The following is a 15,703-nucleotide window of genomic DNA, read 5'->3' on the forward strand; positions in this document are numbered from 1 at the left end:
CCTTAGCGCTCGATCGTGCCGGTGCGGCGGATTTTCTTCTGAAGCAGCAGGACGCCATAGAGCAGCGCCTCTGCCGTGGGGGGACAGCCCGGCACATAGATGTCGACAGGCACGACCCGGTCACAACCCCGAACCACGGAGTAGGAATAGTGATAGTAGCCGCCGCCATTGGCACAGGAGCCCATGGAGATCACATAGCGCGGCTCCGGCATCTGGTCATAGACCTTACGCAAGGCAGGCGCCATCTTGTTCGTCAGGGTTCCAGCGACAATCATCACGTCCGACTGGCGCGGAGATGCGCGCGGCGCGACGCCGAAGCGTTCCATGTCGTAACGCGGGCCGGACGCCTGCATCAGACCTTCAACGGCGCAGCAGGCCAAACCGAACTGCATCCACATCAAGGAGCCGGTACGCGCCCAGGTGATCAGAGCCTGGGTTGAGGTGACCAGGAAACCCTTGTCGGCCAGCTCATCATTGATCTCGCCGAAAAACGTGCTGTCATTGCCAACCGGTTTGCCGGTGGCAGGGTCCAGAATACCCTTCGGCTGCGGCGCAACCAGGGTCTGGTGATCGCTTTGGCTCACTCCCATTCCAGGGCTCCCTTCTTCCATTCATAGATAAATCCGATGGTCAACACGCCGAGAAACACCATCATCGACCAGAAACCGAACCAGCCGATTGCACCGAAGGAAATCGCCCACGGAAACAGGAAGGCAACTTCTAGATCGAAGATGATGAAGAGAATCGAAACGAGGTAGAATCGGATATCGAACTTGATGCGGGCATCATCAAAGGCGTTGAAGCCGCATTCATAGGCCGAAAGCTTTTCCGAGTCGGGCGCCTTGAATGCCACGGCAAACGGCGTCACCAGAAGGGCGATGCCGATAACCATCGCTATTCCGACGAAAACCACGATCGGAAGGTAGGAACTGAGGAGTTCAGTCATCGTATCCATCCTTGCTTGTCAAAACGCCGAGCGACGTCCACGGCGATGAGCCGACAAGCCAAAAAGACTGTTGCAACGAGCCGTTGGTTAGCGCAGCCAGCGCCCGTGCGCAAGTGCGCTTCCCGCATTTCGCACATGCACACAAAGACTTTAACACCAAGAGCGAAGGCCGGTATAGAGCGCTTCTCAATTCACACAAAATAACGGCTTGGAAAGAAGAGAAATGGCGCGAGTGACGGGGCTCGAACCCGCGACCTCCGGCGTGACAGGCCGGCACTCTAACCGACTGAGCTACACCCGCGCATTGACGATGCCGTGTCAAAGGCATCTGAATGGAAAGCCATTCACTTTTAGTACCAGGATGGCGCGAGTGACGGGGCTCGAACCCGCGACCTCCGGCGTGACAGGCCGGCACTCTAACCAACTGAGCTACACCCGCAATTTCCTGGTGGGAAGCTTGCTTCCCCGCTTATCGAGCGTCATGTGCCGTTCGATGAGCGGCTAACTAAGTTGTTCGTCGGTGGGTGTCAAGCAGCATTGAAAACAAAATCGTGACAGAGTGATTTTTCCTTGTTGATGGGTAGAAAACACCGGCGATTGCGCACCGGCACATCGGTCGACATAAGCAGGAAGAACCCGCAGGCCGAACCGCGCTGCACTTATCCACCGCCTGCCCCACCCCTGCGACATACAGACAGTCGCGCCCTTAACAGTCCTTCTCAGCCCCAATCCAGACATCAAGCCAAACAGGAAGCCCCCCGGAAAATCCTGACCTGTTGATAACAGAGACCCCTTAAGCCCGGAACTGCGGGATTTTTTATCCAGCCGTCATCTTGCCGTCGCAAAAAAAGAAAAAAAATCAAAAAACCCTCTTGCGGTTTTTTCAGCGACCGAATAGATCACAGCCACCGACGCGGCGGGCACGACCCGATGACGCGAAGGGCGATTAGCTCAGTTGGTAGAGCGCCTCGTTTACACCGAGGATGTCGGGAGTTCGAGTCTCTCATCGCCCACCATTCTTCCCCATTGAAATCATTGGAAGACCTTGCGCAGTAAGGTGTTTGTCCCATATTGACGTCACAAATCGCGTCACAAAATGGGTTTTCTAATGGCTGGCAAGCCGCAGCACTGGAAAGAACGTAACGGCAGGTATTCGGCCCGAGTCGTCATCCCTCCCCAACTTCGACCATATCTCGACAATCGAGCAGAACTCGAAATTCAGCTTGGCGGTGATCGGCGGACAGCCCTTCGCAATCATGCCGCAGCGGTCGCTTCCATCCAGCGGCAAATCGGCATCGCTCGCCAGAAGCATGAGGCAACAACCGGTCGCCAGCCTAAAGCAGCACCTTATCCCCTTACGGCCCAGCAGATTGCTTTGCGGGAGTATCAAAGCCAGATTGATTTCGATTCTGAGATACGGCAGCACGATCACCGCTATGCTCAGTTTGATCCTGACCCAGATGATGCCCGCATGTTTCGCCACGGCTTTGCAGGGCTGCTTTCAGACGACCAGTTAGAGCAGTTGGTCGGCCATAGAATCGAGGGTGCAAGGCTCGCCGGGAATACCGATGCCATCAAAGGCACCAGCGAGTGGCGTATATTAGCGCAAGCTCTCTGCGTTGCGTTCTACGAGGCCATGGGGCGCGAAGTGGAACGTAACGATGGGGATTTCACTGGAAATCCGACTCACCCCCTACTAACGGATGTTTCGGCAATAGAAGATGAGGCGACTCCTGTCACCTTCGACAATATAATAGACGACGAGGTGAAGCGCCGGGCGCGTGGCAAGAATGCAAAGCCATTGCCGGATCGAACGGTGAAGAAATATCGCGACCATTGTGCCGCATTCTCCAGGTGGCGAAAGAACAAGAATGCCCTCACCGTGACGGCAGCCGAAGGGAAGAGCTGGATCGAATCATTGCAAGACGCGGGTGAACTCGGCAACCGCACCGTCAAAGCTATGCTTCAGAATGTCCGCACCGTCATGAATTGGGGAAGGCAGAACGACCCAACAAGCTTCTTTCCTGCTGGCAATCCGCTTAACGGCATCAAAGCCCCCGACTACACCACCCTACCCTCTTATCTCCGTGCCTTCACGATGGATGAGGCCAAGCTTGTGCTTGCCGTCGCGCGGAAGGAGGAAAAGGCAATGTTCCGTTGGATACCCTGGCTTTGCGCATATTCTGGAATGCGCGTTAGCGAAGCCGGAAACCTTCGCAAGGAAGACTTCTTTGAGGTCGGAGGCCGATGGTTTTGGAAAGTGACGACCGTCGGCGCTCGTTCTCTGAAGACAGCTAGCAGTGAGCGCCGCATCCCGGTCCACATGGCGCTGTTAGATGAAGGCTTGATTGATTTCGTGAACGCCGCGAAGCCGGGCCGGCTGTTTAAGGGAGGCACCAAGGACGCCGTTCTTATCCAACCTCGTATCAGCACATGGGTTCGCGGCTTCATTTCCTTCGACAAACGCCCGGAACTCTCTCCGAACCATGGTTGGCGTCACCTATTCGAAGACCTATGCCGTCGCGATCATATGCCCGAAGATGCGCGAAACTACATCACGGGAAGAACAGACGGTGGATCGCAAGAGCATATGTGGACACCCCCTCGGTCAAGCCTTTCTTCTGATCTTTTTGAACCCGGCTGGCTGCTCGCATATGTCCGGCCTCTCTGATGATCGGCCGAACGGCCGCGGGCCTTGATGAAATCCGCGGATCATGGTCCCAATCAAAAAAGCGCATTCTGCAGATGCAGTCTCGCGAACGGGTTGTCCTGATCCCCGGCGGAACCGGTATTCATCACGATCGTCTGGCAGGCCCTCCGAACTCGGTGACGCTGGTGCGTCGGTTTCTATGCGATGGCGTTTGTGTATACCGTCTGCCGAGTCATCACGGCCCATGCGATCCGCGCCATCTTGTTCGCCAGCGCCACGGTCGTCAGGCGCGGGGGCTTCGTTAACAACAATTTCCTGACCCACTCGATGAGCGGCCCGTGCATCTTATGCCTGACATGCCTGAGGACGGCTGTCGCGCCGACGATCAGCAGCGTTCGCAGATATCGGTTCCCGGCCTTCGTGATCCTGCCGAGGCGCTCTTTTCCTCCAGACGAATTCGATCGTGGCGTCAGCCCGAGCCATGCGGCAAATTCTCGCCCCGACCTGAAGACTGACGCATCAGGCACCGTCGCCGCCAGTGCTGTGGCAGTGATGACGCCGACGCCCGGGATCGTCGCAAGCCTGCGGCCTGCTTCGCTCGTTCGTTGCCATTCGCGTATCTTGGCTTCAAGTGTCCTGACCTCGGCGGTCAGGGAGTCGATTTGCCTGGCCAAGGATACGACAATGTCAGTCACGAGCGGCGGAACGTCCAGCTCTGTCGGCTCGTGTGCGAGCACCCGCTCGACGAGCTCTGCCGTTCTTTCGATCCCGACCGGCGCCACGATGCCGATCTCGGTGAGATGGCCTCGTAAGGCGTTCACCAGCATGGTCCTCTGCCGGATGAGGAGAGCACGCGACTTGTGCACCATCAGGATCGACTGCTGCGACGCGGTTTTGATTGGAACGAACCGCATGGTCGGCCGGGTCACAGCCTCGCAGATCGCCTCGGCATCCACCATGTCGTTCTTCCCCCGCTTCACGTACGGCTTCACATAAGCCGGCGCCATCAGCTTGACCTCATGGCCCATGCCTGTCAGTTCGCGAGCCCAGTGATGCGCGGAGCCGCACGCCTCCATGCCGATCAGACTCGGCTCCAGCTTGGCAAAGAATGCAAGAAGGTGTGTGCGCCGGAGTTTCTGAGCGATCACGACACGACTGCTGTCATCAATGCCGTGAACCTGGAAGACATTCTTTGCAAGGTCGATTCCGATTGTCAGCCTGGACATCCCGTTTCCTTTCCAACGTTTGATTGGTCCCTGCCGATATTCTCGGCGGTAGTGGTGGGGGTGTCCACATCATCAATATGGCCGTAGTGATGTGATGCTTCCCGGCCTCGCGCTGGCAATGGATAGAATCGTTCCAATCGACGTGAGCAGCCTGAATATGAAATAATACCTATTATTTAGGATTATTTTCATTAAAAGGCTTCACTCAAGATTCCAGGCGTGAGACAATGTTCCCAGATTGAATTTCCGGGAACATTTGATGAAGCTCACGTCGGCAATTGGTAAAGTTGTGAAAGCCGTCGGGCTTCGGCAAGAACAGAAGGCGTATTCCTTTTCTGATGCCGGAATTCATGCCATTGTTGGCATGGTTCCAACCGCTTCTGGTGTTTCCGTTACTGGATTCTCAGCGTTACATGTTCCCGCAGTGCTTCACGCGGTTCGGTTGATCTCCGAAACTATCGGTTCTCTTCCTTGCAAGCTTTATCAAGAAGCCGAAGAAAGTAAGGAAGCCGCGAAGGATCACAACGCCCATAAGATCACCCATAGCCGCGCAAACGAATGGACCAGTGCCGGGCAGCTTCGTGTCGACCTAACTGTTGACGCCCTGCTTCACGGTGCTGGTTATGCGAAGGTAGCACGCGCGTCTGATGGTCGCCCCCTCGAGCTTCACCGCCTTGACCCGTCGAATGTGCAGCAAAAGTGGGAGGACGACGGCGAACCCTTCTATCTGATTTCGTCCGAACGCGGACAGGTGCGGCTTTCCTATCGTGACGTTCTCTATATCCCTGCCTTCGGTGGCCTCTCGCCGGTCAAACTAGGCCGCGAGGCCATTGGCATCGCCTCGCTGCTTGAAAAACATGCAGCGCAATTGTTTGGCAGCGGAGCACGCCCGGCTGCGATGATCTACAATGAAGGCAAGGCGCTCGTCGGCGAAGACAACGGCGCGAAGACCATCGGCAATATTTTCAAGTCGTGGCGCACCGCTTTCAGCGGCAGTAAGCAAACAACCCCACTCATTTTAGACGCCGGTTGGAAATATCAGCAAATCGCTCTGACCAGCACCGACGCGCAGTTCATCGAAAACCGCCTGGAGCAGATCAACGAGATCGCTCGCATTTTCGGTGTTCCACCTTCCATGCTCTACCAACTGGAAAGGGCGACCTGGAGCAACGCGGAACAGATGGCGGCAAGCTTTCTCCAGCTCTGCCTTCGGCCTTGGCTGGACAAATGGCAGGATGCCTATGCGACCGTGCTTCTCACCGACGAAGAGCGCGACGATCGTTATTTTGAATTCGTCATTGATGATCTTCAGCGCGCCGATGCCGCAGGTCGCGCCGAAATCTTCGGCAAGCTGGTCGCTATGCGCGCGATGACCCCGAACGAGGTCCGCGCCGCAATGAATCTGCCGGCACTACCGGGCGGTGATGAACTTGCAAATCCCTACACCACGACAAACGCGAGCGGCCCTACAAATCGCCAGTCGCCGAAGGAAGCAGCATGATTTCCCATACCGCCTATTTTGGTGACGGAGAGAAGACCTTCACCCTCACGTCACCAATGATTGACGAACTGCAACGCAAGACCGGCGTTGGCGTCGGCGCACTCTATGCCCGCTTCATGCGGCAAGATTTCCACTTTGCCGACATCGTTGAAATCATCCGCACCGGCCTAGTCGGTGGCGGGTCGTCGCCAGCGGAAGCGCAGGCTCTTGTCGATACCTATGCAAAGCCACGCCCTATCATGGAGGTGCTGCCTCTTGCATTCGACATTCTTGATGCTCGATGGAGCGGAAAGCCGGAAGAGGCTGGCGAATGATCGAACCTCAAAGTCTCGAAATCAAGGCCGATGTCTCGATTGACGACACCGGCACCGTCACCGGCATCGCATGGCCTTTCGGATCGCCGGATAGCGTCGGTGACGTTATCGAGAAAGGCACCATCTCATTCGCCAATTCAGTGCCAATGGTCATGGAACACGACCAGAAGAAGGTTGTCGGCGTTTGGGAAACCTACACCGAAACCGACAAGGGCCTGGAGGTGAAGGGCCATTTGTTTGTGGAAGGCATCGAACCCGCCCGCGATGCACACCGGCAATTGAAGGCCGGGAAGATCGGCGGCTTATCCATTGGCTTCCGTCACACCGGCTTTGAACCGCATGGCGTCGGTGGCCGCGTCTTCAAGTCCATCACCATCAACGAAATCAGCCTTTGCCGTCGCCCGGTCCATCCAGGCGCCCGCGTCACCGTCATCAAATCCCAGATTGAGGAAAATATGGAAAACGAAATCGAAAATGCAATGGAGGCTAAGGCCGATCCAGTTGTTACCCCGCAGGAACTGAAGGCCATCAAGGCCCGCATGGACAAGCTAGAGGCAAAGGCAAACCGCCCGCTTGCTTCAAATAATAACCAGCCCAACGGCGAAAACGACAACGCGCGCAAGGTGTTTGGCGATTTCCTCCGCACCGGCTACCAAGACGCACCGGATATGGTGAAGAAGGCGCTCACCGTGTCGAGCGATGCGCCCGGCTACATTCTGGCCCCGGAAGAAACCAGCAGCGAATTCATTCGCAACCTCGTCGAGTTCTCACCGGTGCGCGGCATCGCTGATGTTCGTTCGACCGGTTCGCACACCGTCATTCTACCAAAGCGCTTGACGGTCACGAACGCAAAGTGGAAGGGCGAAGCAGTTGCGTCTGAGGCATCCGAACCGACGTTCGACCAGATGGAATTTTCCGTCAAGGAAATGACGACGCACGTCGATGTTGGCAATTGGCTCATTGAAGATGCCAGCCATGACGTCGAACAGGAAATCCGCCTCGCGCTGGCCGAAGACTTTGGCGCGAAGGAAGGCCTCGCATTCGTCAACGGCAGCGCCGCCCTTGAGCCGAAGGGCTTCATGGCCGAAGCCGGCATCACCAACAGCCTGAACGGCCATGCCACCAACCTGAACGCCGACGCGCTTATCAAGCTTATGTATTCGCTGCCGGGCGTTTACCGCAATCGCGGAACGTGGGCCATGAACGGCACCACGCTCGCCGTCATCCGCACTCTGAAGGACGGCAACGGCAATTATCTGTGGCAACCGTCCTATCAGGCAGGCCAGCCCGAAACCATCCTTGGCCGTCCGGTGGTCGAACTTCTCGATATGCCCGATGTTGCCGCGAACGCCTTCCCGATCATCTTCGGCGACTTTAAGGCCGGTTATCGCATCTATGACCGCATCGAGCTTCAGGTTCGCCCGAATGCGCGGCGCCAGTGGATGTGACAGCGGGCAGGACTTGCGCCCAAGGTAAAGGGTGAAATGCGGTGCCTCGAAAGCCTCCTTAAGGATTTCCAGTGTCATCTGGCCTTCGCTGAGGCCTGACAGACAATAGGCCCCTTGCCACAGGCCGTCGGCCCGGTAATGGCGCCGCGAAATCGAGGTTTCCAGATGCGCCGTCTTGCCGAGCGCCTCGGCACGGGTCGCCGCGCCGCGTGCCGCCTGATGCAGCGACTGAAAAGTGTGGAAATCTGTCAGCGGATGGCCGCGGTCGTACAGTGCAGCCGCTGTTACCAGTCCGCGCGCCAGTTGCGCCTGGCCTTCTCCATCCTCGCGTTCGATGCCAAGCGCGGCCGCCGCCAGGCCAATCAGCGCCGAGCGGGTCGGCAGATCTGAGGTGTCGCGTTCCGCATTACCGGCATTGCCGCCGAAGCTTGCAAGCGGCGCCCGAAGGCAGATGACCAGCCAGTCCTGCATGACGTCACAACCCAGCCGAGGCAAAGGCTGCGACTTCGTCGAGCGTCGCCGCATCGTTGCGCCCGACCTCAAGGGTGATGTCCTCTGCCCAGGTCTGTCCGTAGGTCGCAGCAAAATCCCTGCGCTCTTTTTCCAGCGCACGAACGGCCTGAACAACGAATTCCGGGCCTGCCATTGGCCTCGTGAAGGCACCAAAGAGGTTGAGTGGCTGGCCGTCCCCTTTTTCCGCCAGGATGAACTTGGCGCGTGTGTGGTTGGCATAGGAATTGATCTTGCCGCCTGGCACCGCCGTCGCCACCGCCTGCACCAGGGCAGCGAGCCCACGCGCCGCCAGCGCCTTGTCGCCAGCCAGATTGCGTACCAGAAGCGCGCGATCGACGCAGACATAGAGATAGTATACGCCGGAACCGAACCCTGCCTCGCCGACAAAACCGGCGCCAGCATCCTCCGATGGTTTCTTCAGATCATCGACGGCGGTGTAGAAATCGTCTTCGATGGTGACGCGGTTGACGGTGATCGCATGAGCGACCTGCACGGCGGCGTCGCGGTTCAAATCGGCATTGTCAGCCAGCATACGGCCAAACATGGCAATATCGACAGCACCATCGGCAGAACGCAGAACCTGTTTGACCAGATCCTTTTTGTCCTTGGCGAGATCATCGCCAGAAAGCGCTTTCTCCGCAAGCGCAAAGGCCGCCGCCCGCTCATCGGGAGAAACGAAGGCTAGTTGCTTGGTGCGTGCTTTGTCGACATCCTTCTTGTCCTCGATTGCGCCGAACACCGGCACGATCTCCTTGGCAATGGCCACGGCGCGCGCATGGTCGGCGCCCAGGCTTTCGAGATGTGCAATAATCTCCTCGCCCATCCGCTGGGTGCGTTTGCCGGTATGACCGGTAAGGGCCGCCTCGAAAGCCGGGTGGATGCGGATCGCCCGCTTCAAGGCCTGGCTGGAGATGCGTTGACGCGGCACGCCGCCGATCATTGCCGATTTCGGTCGTCCCAGGTCGTCGCGGTTGGGGTTGGACACCGGATATTCGGTGAGGATGTGCAATTGCAGGAAACGGCTCATGCCGGGGTCTCCTCGTTTTCTGAAATGGCGGCGGACGGTGCGTCGCGGCGTGTGCCGTAATAATCGAAGGTCCAGTCGATGCGGGTCTGATTGGAAAACCAAAGCATATCCCTGACCAGTCCGCGCACGTTAAAGGGAGCGTCCTTCACATGTGCCAGCGCCCGGCGCAGCGCCGTCATCTGCTCGGCGCCATCCGCACGGTCCATCGTGGCCATCAATCCTTGGAACCGGAGCGGCGACAAACGTGCCCGTTCGCCTTCCGACGCATTGCCCATCGCGCTTGCAAAGGATTTCGGCCCTGTCACGGTGCCAGGGCATTCACAGATGAGGGCCGCAGCCATGGCAATACGCTTCAGATGTGCATCGCTCAGCCGGCCCGGAGACACGCCCCTGTCACGCAGCAGCCTGAAAAGATCGTGGCAGGCTGGCAAAAGCAGCGCCTGGAACGGACTATCGGCCCGGCGCAGGGCAGCGCGCGCACCGGCATTGCCCCGCCGTTTCGTTTGGTCATCGGGATAAAGCGACCGCCACCAGGTCATGATAGCCTGCACCTCAAGACCCGGATCATGCGTATTGCTCATGCGCCTGCCTCCTCGGTAACCCTGCGGGATTTTTTGAGTTTTTCCGCCGCAATCGGCTGCTCAATCCCAAGGGCTGCTGCAACCTTGCCCACCTCGCCAAGCGCCGTGCTCAGGCGTCGATAAGCCTCGGTCACGCGCATCGCCACCTTGGTGTCGGCGGCCTCTGACAAAAGGACCGTGGCATGCAGGTCGAACAGATCGAGTGCCGTATGCCGGATCAGACTGAGCCAGCGCCTGGCGCTGGCCTGGTCATCGGCCTGGCCAGATGGCGCATCGTCCGAAACCATGGCTTCGAGTGCCGCATGGAAGGCATCCTCGGTGCGTTCGAAAAAGGCGTCGGTCGCCTCTTCGAACGCGCCGCTGTCGGTTGAGGTCTTGGCACCGTCGCCAAACAGCGCAATTTTCAGATTGCCGCGCAGAATGCTCGCCGCCGCATCACCAGCATCGGCAAACGTGATGGCGCGCCGGGCAAGCTCCTCGGCCTCTTCGGCATTCTGGGCCAGATGAAGCGGTTGCGCGGAGTGCAGGAAAGTGCCGGCCTCCATGTTGTTCATCGCCCAGACCGGCGGCCAGAAGCCGACAGGACGCAAATCCGTCGCGCCGCAACACGTCAGCACGGTTGGTCAGTAACGTGACGGGCTGTGCCGGAGACGAGGCATGCACCTTTTTCCGGGCGATCACGGCGCCCACCCAGTCCCGGTAACCGAAACGGCTGGATTTCGGCTTCACGGTATAGGGAAGCTCGGTTTCCTTCGCCTGACGGTATGGAGTCAACGGGTGACGCCACGCGCCATAGTTAACGCCCCAGGGTTTTTGCAGGAAACCGGTCACCAGCGGCCCAACCTCCCCCGTCAGCGGGCAGATGCCCTCGCCTCCAACCACCAGCCGGATACGGCGAGGCATGCCGAAGAACGCTTGTAACGGATGGGTGCGGGGGTCTGTCTGGCTAATCTCGAGAGGCGGTTTGCCCTCAGATGTCAGGGTTGGGGCAAGCCAGGGCAGCGCCCTCGACAATTCTAAATCCTCGAGATAGTCGGAACCCGAGACCGAATGCGGCAGGTTGGCCAGCAAGACCCGCCAGAGCGGCACAGCCGCGAAAGAACCCGACCGTTGCGGCCACACGAGCGTTGTCATCGGCCCACCGCCGCGCAACGAGGTCCGGTTGCCGGCGCCGCCGGAGGGTGCGAACTGCTGAAGTGCATAAAGCGCGATTGCCGCCGCTTTCAGCCCCAGCGCCGGAAAGCGGCCGCGATGGGTCAAAAGATCGGCATTTTTCTTCTGGCCATTCACGCCGGGCGTATCGATGAACAACGCTTCCACGTCATTGACGTCACCGCTAATGAGGTCGAAATCCTGCAGGAAGGACGGTCCACTGCCCTTAGCACTCCCCACCAGATTGAAGGCAAAGGCGAGTGCGGCCAGCCGCTCGGAAAGAGCGACATCGCTTTTTCCGCGCCAGATCGCCACCCAGTCGCCGTGATCTTCCGGCTGATAGGCAAGCGTTAACACACCGACGGCAAACTCGAAGGCGGCAATGTTGAGATCGCTGCGCGGCCAGTCGAAGGCAACCGGATAATCTCCCTCCTCCTGCCGCAACCCCTCAAACGACACCCAACGGCGCACGCCAGACACAGTCACAACCGGAAAAAACGGCTCCGTGAGAAGATTAAACGCACCGTCAACAGACATGAATGTACTCCCCCCGAAGTACGCAGTTCCGATATAGTATTTAATAATTCTGATTGAATTTTTTTGAAATTATCCGCTTGAGTTGTGGCGCGTCAAGAAGGGTATTGCCCTGGACCGCAAAATTTTACAATTAAGCGTCGTAAACGATTTGGCCCCGCGTATGCGGGGAACACGGTTTCACAAGCTCCAGCGGCACCCATGCGCCCGGTTCATCCCCGCGTATGCGGGGAACACGTGTTCATCGTGATGTTCGTGTTCCTGCAGAACGGTTCATCCCCGCGTATGCGGGGAACACTAAGTCGCCGACCACAGCGGCGACCCCAGATCCGGTTCATCCCCGCGTATGCGGGGAACACGTAGCAACCCGCCCGCCGCCAGCGCCTCGTCACGGTTCATCCCCGCGTATGCGGGGAACACGTGACCCCAGTTGCCGGTGATGACGCGCCAACCGGTTCATCCCCGCGTATGCGGGGGACACTCGGGGCTGAAAGCCGCACTCACCTCCGTCGCCGGTTCATCCCCGCGTATGCGGGGAACACCGGCAAGCGATGCAAAATTCACCGACCACGAACGGTTCATCCCCGCGTATGCGGGGAACACTCTTCCTGGAAGCCAATGAATTCTATTGACAATTTCTCCGTCGGTTTGTCCACCAATTTTTAAAGCCCGGAATCTCTCTCGTGCCCGCACTCTTGCAAAGACTATTCAACAGGCACAGTTTATCCATCTCCAGGCAGCGCCGCCGCCTGCGCAGCTACGCCATCCAGGCGCTGTAAACCTGCCTTGCTGCTATAGTTCAATCCGTGCTCTCCCGTGGTCAGCAGACTGCCATCCTTGTCAATCGCGTAGAGCGGCATGGTCCGCTCCCATTCGGGCCAGGCTGTGCGCATAGCGTCAATCACGCTGGCACAGGCTGCGGTTGGCAGCGGCGAATGGTCGGATGCGCCCTTGCCGGCAAGCCAGCGATATCGGACGGAAATTTCGCTTAGCGCCCAATTCACAGTATCGGAAGCGCCCTGCCGGCAAATGAGCGGTGCAAGCGTCGAACCGGTCTGTTTTGCCAGCCGCAACGTTACGCTTTTTTCGCCCAGCCGCGTGCCGATCTCCTCGTCAGCAGACACATCGCGCAATCCGGCATAGCCGTTTCGCGGGTCAATCGTATTGTGCTGGCCGAGATGCCTTGCCGCATAGCCAACGCCAGCGGACTCCTGATGTGCCTTGGCCAGGCCTTCCGGCAGGTCGTCACCGTCCGGTCGATAGGCCGCCTCGACCAGGCTGCGAAGATCCTCAGGGGTTTCCAGGCGGCCACGACCAAAGAGATCACGCGCCGTACGCCACAGGACACCGGGCAACCGGTACGTATAGGCTGCTGGCCCAAGCGCTTCCTTCAACCAATCGGCATCGCTTGCCGTGGAGAATTCCGGCGACACGATGTGCAGGACGGGTGATTTGACCGGTCGCCTCTCACGGCTGTGGCGCCACAAGCGCCCAGCACGTTGGATCAGCAGATCCACCGGCGCCAGATCGGACACCATGACGTCGAAATCAAGATCCAGACTCTGTTCCACGACCTGGGTGGCCACCAGGATCTGGCCGGCGCGCCCCTCTGGATCGCTCTCAGGGCCAAAGAGCCGCAAGACCCTTTCCTCGATGTCCATACGATCACCAACGACAAAACGGGCGTGAAACAATGTCAGCCGATCGGTGCGATGGCCTGCCATAGCAAGGGCGGCATGGACAGCAATCGCCGAATCGACCGCATTGCAGATGATGGCGACCGAAGCTCCCTGCCCTGCCGCATCAAGTGCCAGTGCAATGCTCGCCGCGCGATCTTCCAATCGTGCGATATCGACGCGGCGCGACAGGGTGCTCAAGGTCTTAACCGGCATTTCCTCTATTCCGTTATCATCGGCATAACGGGTTAACAGCGGATAGGACTGCGAAAGAGCCTTACGCTTCAGCGATCCGGCAGGCTGACCCTTCACCCCCCGCCCCCGTGCGAAGGCGAGGATTAGGTCGCGCCGCATCATTTCTCCCAGCGTCGCCGACAAGATGACAACAGAGCCACCCAACAGGGCATGCATCTCGATCAACGTCTTCAACTCTTCGCCCATATACGCATCGCAGGCATGGGCCTCATCGATGATCAGAATGCGCCCGCAGAGCGCGTATTGGCGAAGCGTCAAGTGTTTTTTTGGCAAGATCGCCAGAAAAGCCTGGTCGATCGTGCCGGCCCCGGCATCGGCAAAGAAGGCCTTCTTGCGACTATCGCCGATCCAGGCGTTGAAACGCTGCGATACCGTTTCCTCCTGCCTGCCGCCGCCCACACCGCCGTTCGCTCCACCGTGAACAAGGTTATCGAGTGCCATGGCAAGGCTGGCCTTGCCATGGGCCAGAACCAGCGACAGCGGCCGTTGAACTGCGTCCTCGAACAATCCTCCCATCGCCGCATCCAGCCGCGCATGCATGGCGTTGGCAGTCGCCATGGTGGGCAGCGCTACGTAAATCCCTTCACCGTGTCCGGCCGCCATCATCCGTGCCGCAAGAATAAGAGCGGCCTCGGTCTTGCCGGATCCGGTTCCATCTTCGATCAGGATCAGTTGCGGCCGATCGCTGATCGGCAGTTCGCTCGCCGTCACCTGCATCGGCCTTGGCGCCCTGCCCGCCCGTGGCGACAAGCCGGAAAGAACAGCCGACATCTTAGGCTTGGCCGGCACCAACCCCTTCCCGTACAGCGCTCCATCAGCACGCTCCACGGCCAGGGACCAATAGTCAGCCAGCGGCATCTGCGGATCTTCAAACGCAAATACGTCGCCGTCCGATCCGACTCAGTCGGCCAACGTGATCAGGCCATTGAGATTAAAGGAGAATGCATCGCTTGGCGCAGAAGGTTGCGCAGCAATCGACACAGGCAATAAAAGGGTAAGAACCTCATCGCAAAGCTCGCGGGCGATAGCGATACAAGGCTCACCGATCGCCGCACGGTGAAAGCCGGCATTGCCACCAAGGTAATCACCTCCCGGTGGTCTGCCATGATGCCCGGCGACAGCGGCAACGGTCTGATCGCCAACCACGAAGTCTGGCAGTTTAGCCTCCAGTACCCTGCATATGTGGGCATCACCGAGCAGCACAGCTGTCGCCTGCCAATGGCTGATTTGCCTGGCTGATTGCGGCATCTCACCCAGAGCGTCTGCTGGCCAGAAATCCGGAGCCTGCGCCTGAAACCAGGGTGAAATCTTGCCGAGATCGTGCAACGCCGCAAGCGCCGTACAGAGCAGTGCATGCGCATCGGGAAGTAGCCCGGTCATTGCACTTTCGCGCCGCAACCGCCCCGGATTGAGAGCCAAATACCGATTTGTTACGGCTGCCACATCCAACAGGTGATGGCCAACCGGCTTGTAGAGCGCATGAGAGGCATTTGAAAAGGGCATACCAAGTCGAGTCTTGGCCCAAAACATGGAATGCGATGCCATACCGGCCATCCTTCGCGCAGCCTCACCTTACATGTTGATTTTAACGCTGAAATGAGCCGTATTCATCCCTCGACCCCGATCTGCACTATCTTCATGAATAGACTGAATTAGCTTATCATCTTAAGGTAGAGTCTGACATCCACACAACCAGAAACGTGATGACTGCACAATTCCTTACATCGGAATCGATTTAAGGCAGAACCCGATCGCCCTGCCTGAGCCTGCGTCTATTCGTGACCATTCAAGCCTGAGATGAGGACGCAATCATATCCATGCAATAACAGTTGAAACGAGAGCGATTGCGGCAAGCCAGTTTATAGCAACTTGACTACCCC

General features: G+C 58.4%; 13 protein-coding genes, 3 tRNA genes, 1 pseudogene and 1 CRISPR repeat array. Of the genes and pseudogenes, 5 read left to right on the forward strand and 12 right to left on the reverse strand.

Translation table 11 applies throughout. The features are described 5' to 3' along the window. Positions 1 to 2: 2 nt before the first annotated feature. The 4 genes from V6582_RS03595 to V6582_RS03610 all read right to left on the reverse strand — a co-directional run bounded on the left by V6582_RS03595 (position 3) and on the right by V6582_RS03610 (position 1,385). On the reverse strand, positions 3 to 590 hold the full coding sequence (locus V6582_RS03595; RefSeq protein WP_015915649.1) for a NuoB/complex I 20 kDa subunit family protein: 588 nt from the start codon (positions 588 to 590) through the stop codon (positions 3 to 5). After that, the gene (locus V6582_RS03600) at positions 581 to 946 is read right to left on the reverse strand and encodes an NADH-quinone oxidoreductase subunit A (RefSeq protein ID WP_156633405.1); all 366 of its coding nucleotides are present in this window, start codon (positions 944 to 946) and stop codon (positions 581 to 583) included. Before V6582_RS03600 ends, V6582_RS03595 begins: the two co-directional genes overlap by 10 nt. 224 nt (positions 947 to 1,170) lie before the next feature. Beyond that, positions 1,171 to 1,247: transfer RNA gene (locus V6582_RS03605), tRNA-Asp, on the reverse strand. Between the two features lie 61 nt (positions 1,248 to 1,308). Continuing rightward, positions 1,309 to 1,385 (reverse strand) — tRNA-Asp (locus V6582_RS03610). A 501-nt stretch (positions 1,386 to 1,886) separates the two neighbouring features. Between V6582_RS03610 and V6582_RS03615 the strand changes: the two genes are divergently transcribed. Next, a tRNA-Val gene (locus tag V6582_RS03615) sits at positions 1,887 to 1,962 on the forward strand. A gap of 92 nt (positions 1,963 to 2,054) precedes the next feature. Further along, positions 2,055 to 3,617, forward strand: a complete 1,563-nt coding sequence (locus tag V6582_RS03620) for an integrase (protein ID WP_234889788.1) — start codon at positions 2,055 to 2,057, stop codon at positions 3,615 to 3,617. A gap of 176 nt (positions 3,618 to 3,793) precedes the next feature. Here V6582_RS03620 and V6582_RS03625 read toward each other — a convergent pair whose 3' ends face one another. Beyond that, on the reverse strand, positions 3,794 to 4,822 hold the full coding sequence (locus tag V6582_RS03625; protein ID WP_060718548.1) for an IS110 family transposase: 1,029 nt from the start codon (positions 4,820 to 4,822) through the stop codon (positions 3,794 to 3,796). A gap of 259 nt (positions 4,823 to 5,081) precedes the next feature. Here V6582_RS03625 and V6582_RS03630 point away from each other — a divergent pair, with 259 nt between their 5' ends. The 3 genes from V6582_RS03630 to V6582_RS03640 are packed head-to-tail and all read left to right on the forward strand — an operon-like array spanning position 5,082 to position 8,085. Then, on the forward strand, positions 5,082 to 6,323 hold the full coding sequence (locus V6582_RS03630; RefSeq protein WP_156632267.1) for a phage portal protein: 1,242 nt from the start codon (positions 5,082 to 5,084) through the stop codon (positions 6,321 to 6,323). Beyond that, on the forward strand, positions 6,320 to 6,637 hold the full coding sequence (locus V6582_RS03635) for a gene transfer agent family protein (RefSeq protein ID WP_156632268.1): 318 nt from the start codon (positions 6,320 to 6,322) through the stop codon (positions 6,635 to 6,637). Before V6582_RS03630 ends, V6582_RS03635 begins: the two co-directional genes overlap by 4 nt. Beyond that, positions 6,634 to 8,085 (forward strand): phage major capsid protein, encoded by a 1,452-nt coding sequence (locus tag V6582_RS03640; RefSeq protein WP_197434399.1) that lies wholly within the window; start codon positions 6,634 to 6,636, stop codon positions 8,083 to 8,085. The genes V6582_RS03635 and V6582_RS03640 overlap by 4 nt, the downstream gene beginning before the upstream one ends. Here V6582_RS03640 and cas5e read toward each other — a convergent pair. The 7 genes and pseudogenes from cas5e to V6582_RS03675 form a co-directional block, all read right to left on the reverse strand. Then, positions 8,050 to 8,610: pseudogene (gene cas5e, locus V6582_RS27515) on the reverse strand (type I-E CRISPR-associated protein Cas5/CasD); the annotation flags it as partial. The gene V6582_RS03640 and the pseudogene cas5e overlap by 36 nt on opposite strands. Further along, positions 8,561 to 9,625, reverse strand: a complete 1,065-nt coding sequence (cas7e, locus tag V6582_RS03650; protein ID WP_156632270.1) for a type I-E CRISPR-associated protein Cas7/Cse4/CasC — start codon at positions 9,623 to 9,625, stop codon at positions 8,561 to 8,563. The gene cas7e and the pseudogene cas5e, both read right to left, overlap by 50 nt. After that, positions 9,622 to 10,206 (reverse strand): type I-E CRISPR-associated protein Cse2/CasB, encoded by a 585-nt coding sequence (casB, locus tag V6582_RS03655; RefSeq protein WP_156632271.1) that lies wholly within the window; start codon positions 10,204 to 10,206, stop codon positions 9,622 to 9,624. Before casB ends, cas7e begins: the two co-directional genes overlap by 4 nt. Next, a complete protein-coding gene (locus tag V6582_RS03660; RefSeq protein ID WP_349508914.1) occupies positions 10,203 to 10,751 on the reverse strand; it encodes a type I-E CRISPR-associated protein Cse1/CasA in 549 nt (182 codons plus the stop codon). Before V6582_RS03660 ends, casB begins: the two co-directional genes overlap by 4 nt. Then, positions 10,642 to 11,895, reverse strand: a complete 1,254-nt coding sequence (gene casA, locus V6582_RS03665) for a type I-E CRISPR-associated protein Cse1/CasA (protein ID WP_349508915.1) — start codon at positions 11,893 to 11,895, stop codon at positions 10,642 to 10,644. Before casA ends, V6582_RS03660 begins: the two co-directional genes overlap by 110 nt. Positions 11,896 to 12,039: 144 nt before the next feature. Further along, positions 12,040 to 12,495: direct repeats of the CRISPR family, unit length 29 nt; unit sequence CGGTTCATCCCCGCGTATGCGGGGAACAC. Between the two features lie 119 nt (positions 12,496 to 12,614). Further along, on the reverse strand, positions 12,615 to 14,681 hold the full coding sequence (gene cas3 / locus V6582_RS03670) for a CRISPR-associated helicase Cas3' (RefSeq protein WP_156632273.1): 2,067 nt from the start codon (positions 14,679 to 14,681) through the stop codon (positions 12,615 to 12,617). Between the two features lie 42 nt (positions 14,682 to 14,723). Then, on the reverse strand, positions 14,724 to 15,368 hold the full coding sequence (locus tag V6582_RS03675) for a CRISPR-associated endonuclease Cas3'' (protein WP_197434401.1): 645 nt from the start codon (positions 15,366 to 15,368) through the stop codon (positions 14,724 to 14,726). Positions 15,369 to 15,703: the final 335 nt, after the last annotated feature.

The sequence above is a fragment of the Agrobacterium vitis genome (assembly GCF_037039395.1).
Classification (GTDB): Bacteria; Pseudomonadota; Alphaproteobacteria; order Rhizobiales; family Rhizobiaceae; genus Allorhizobium; species Allorhizobium vitis_E.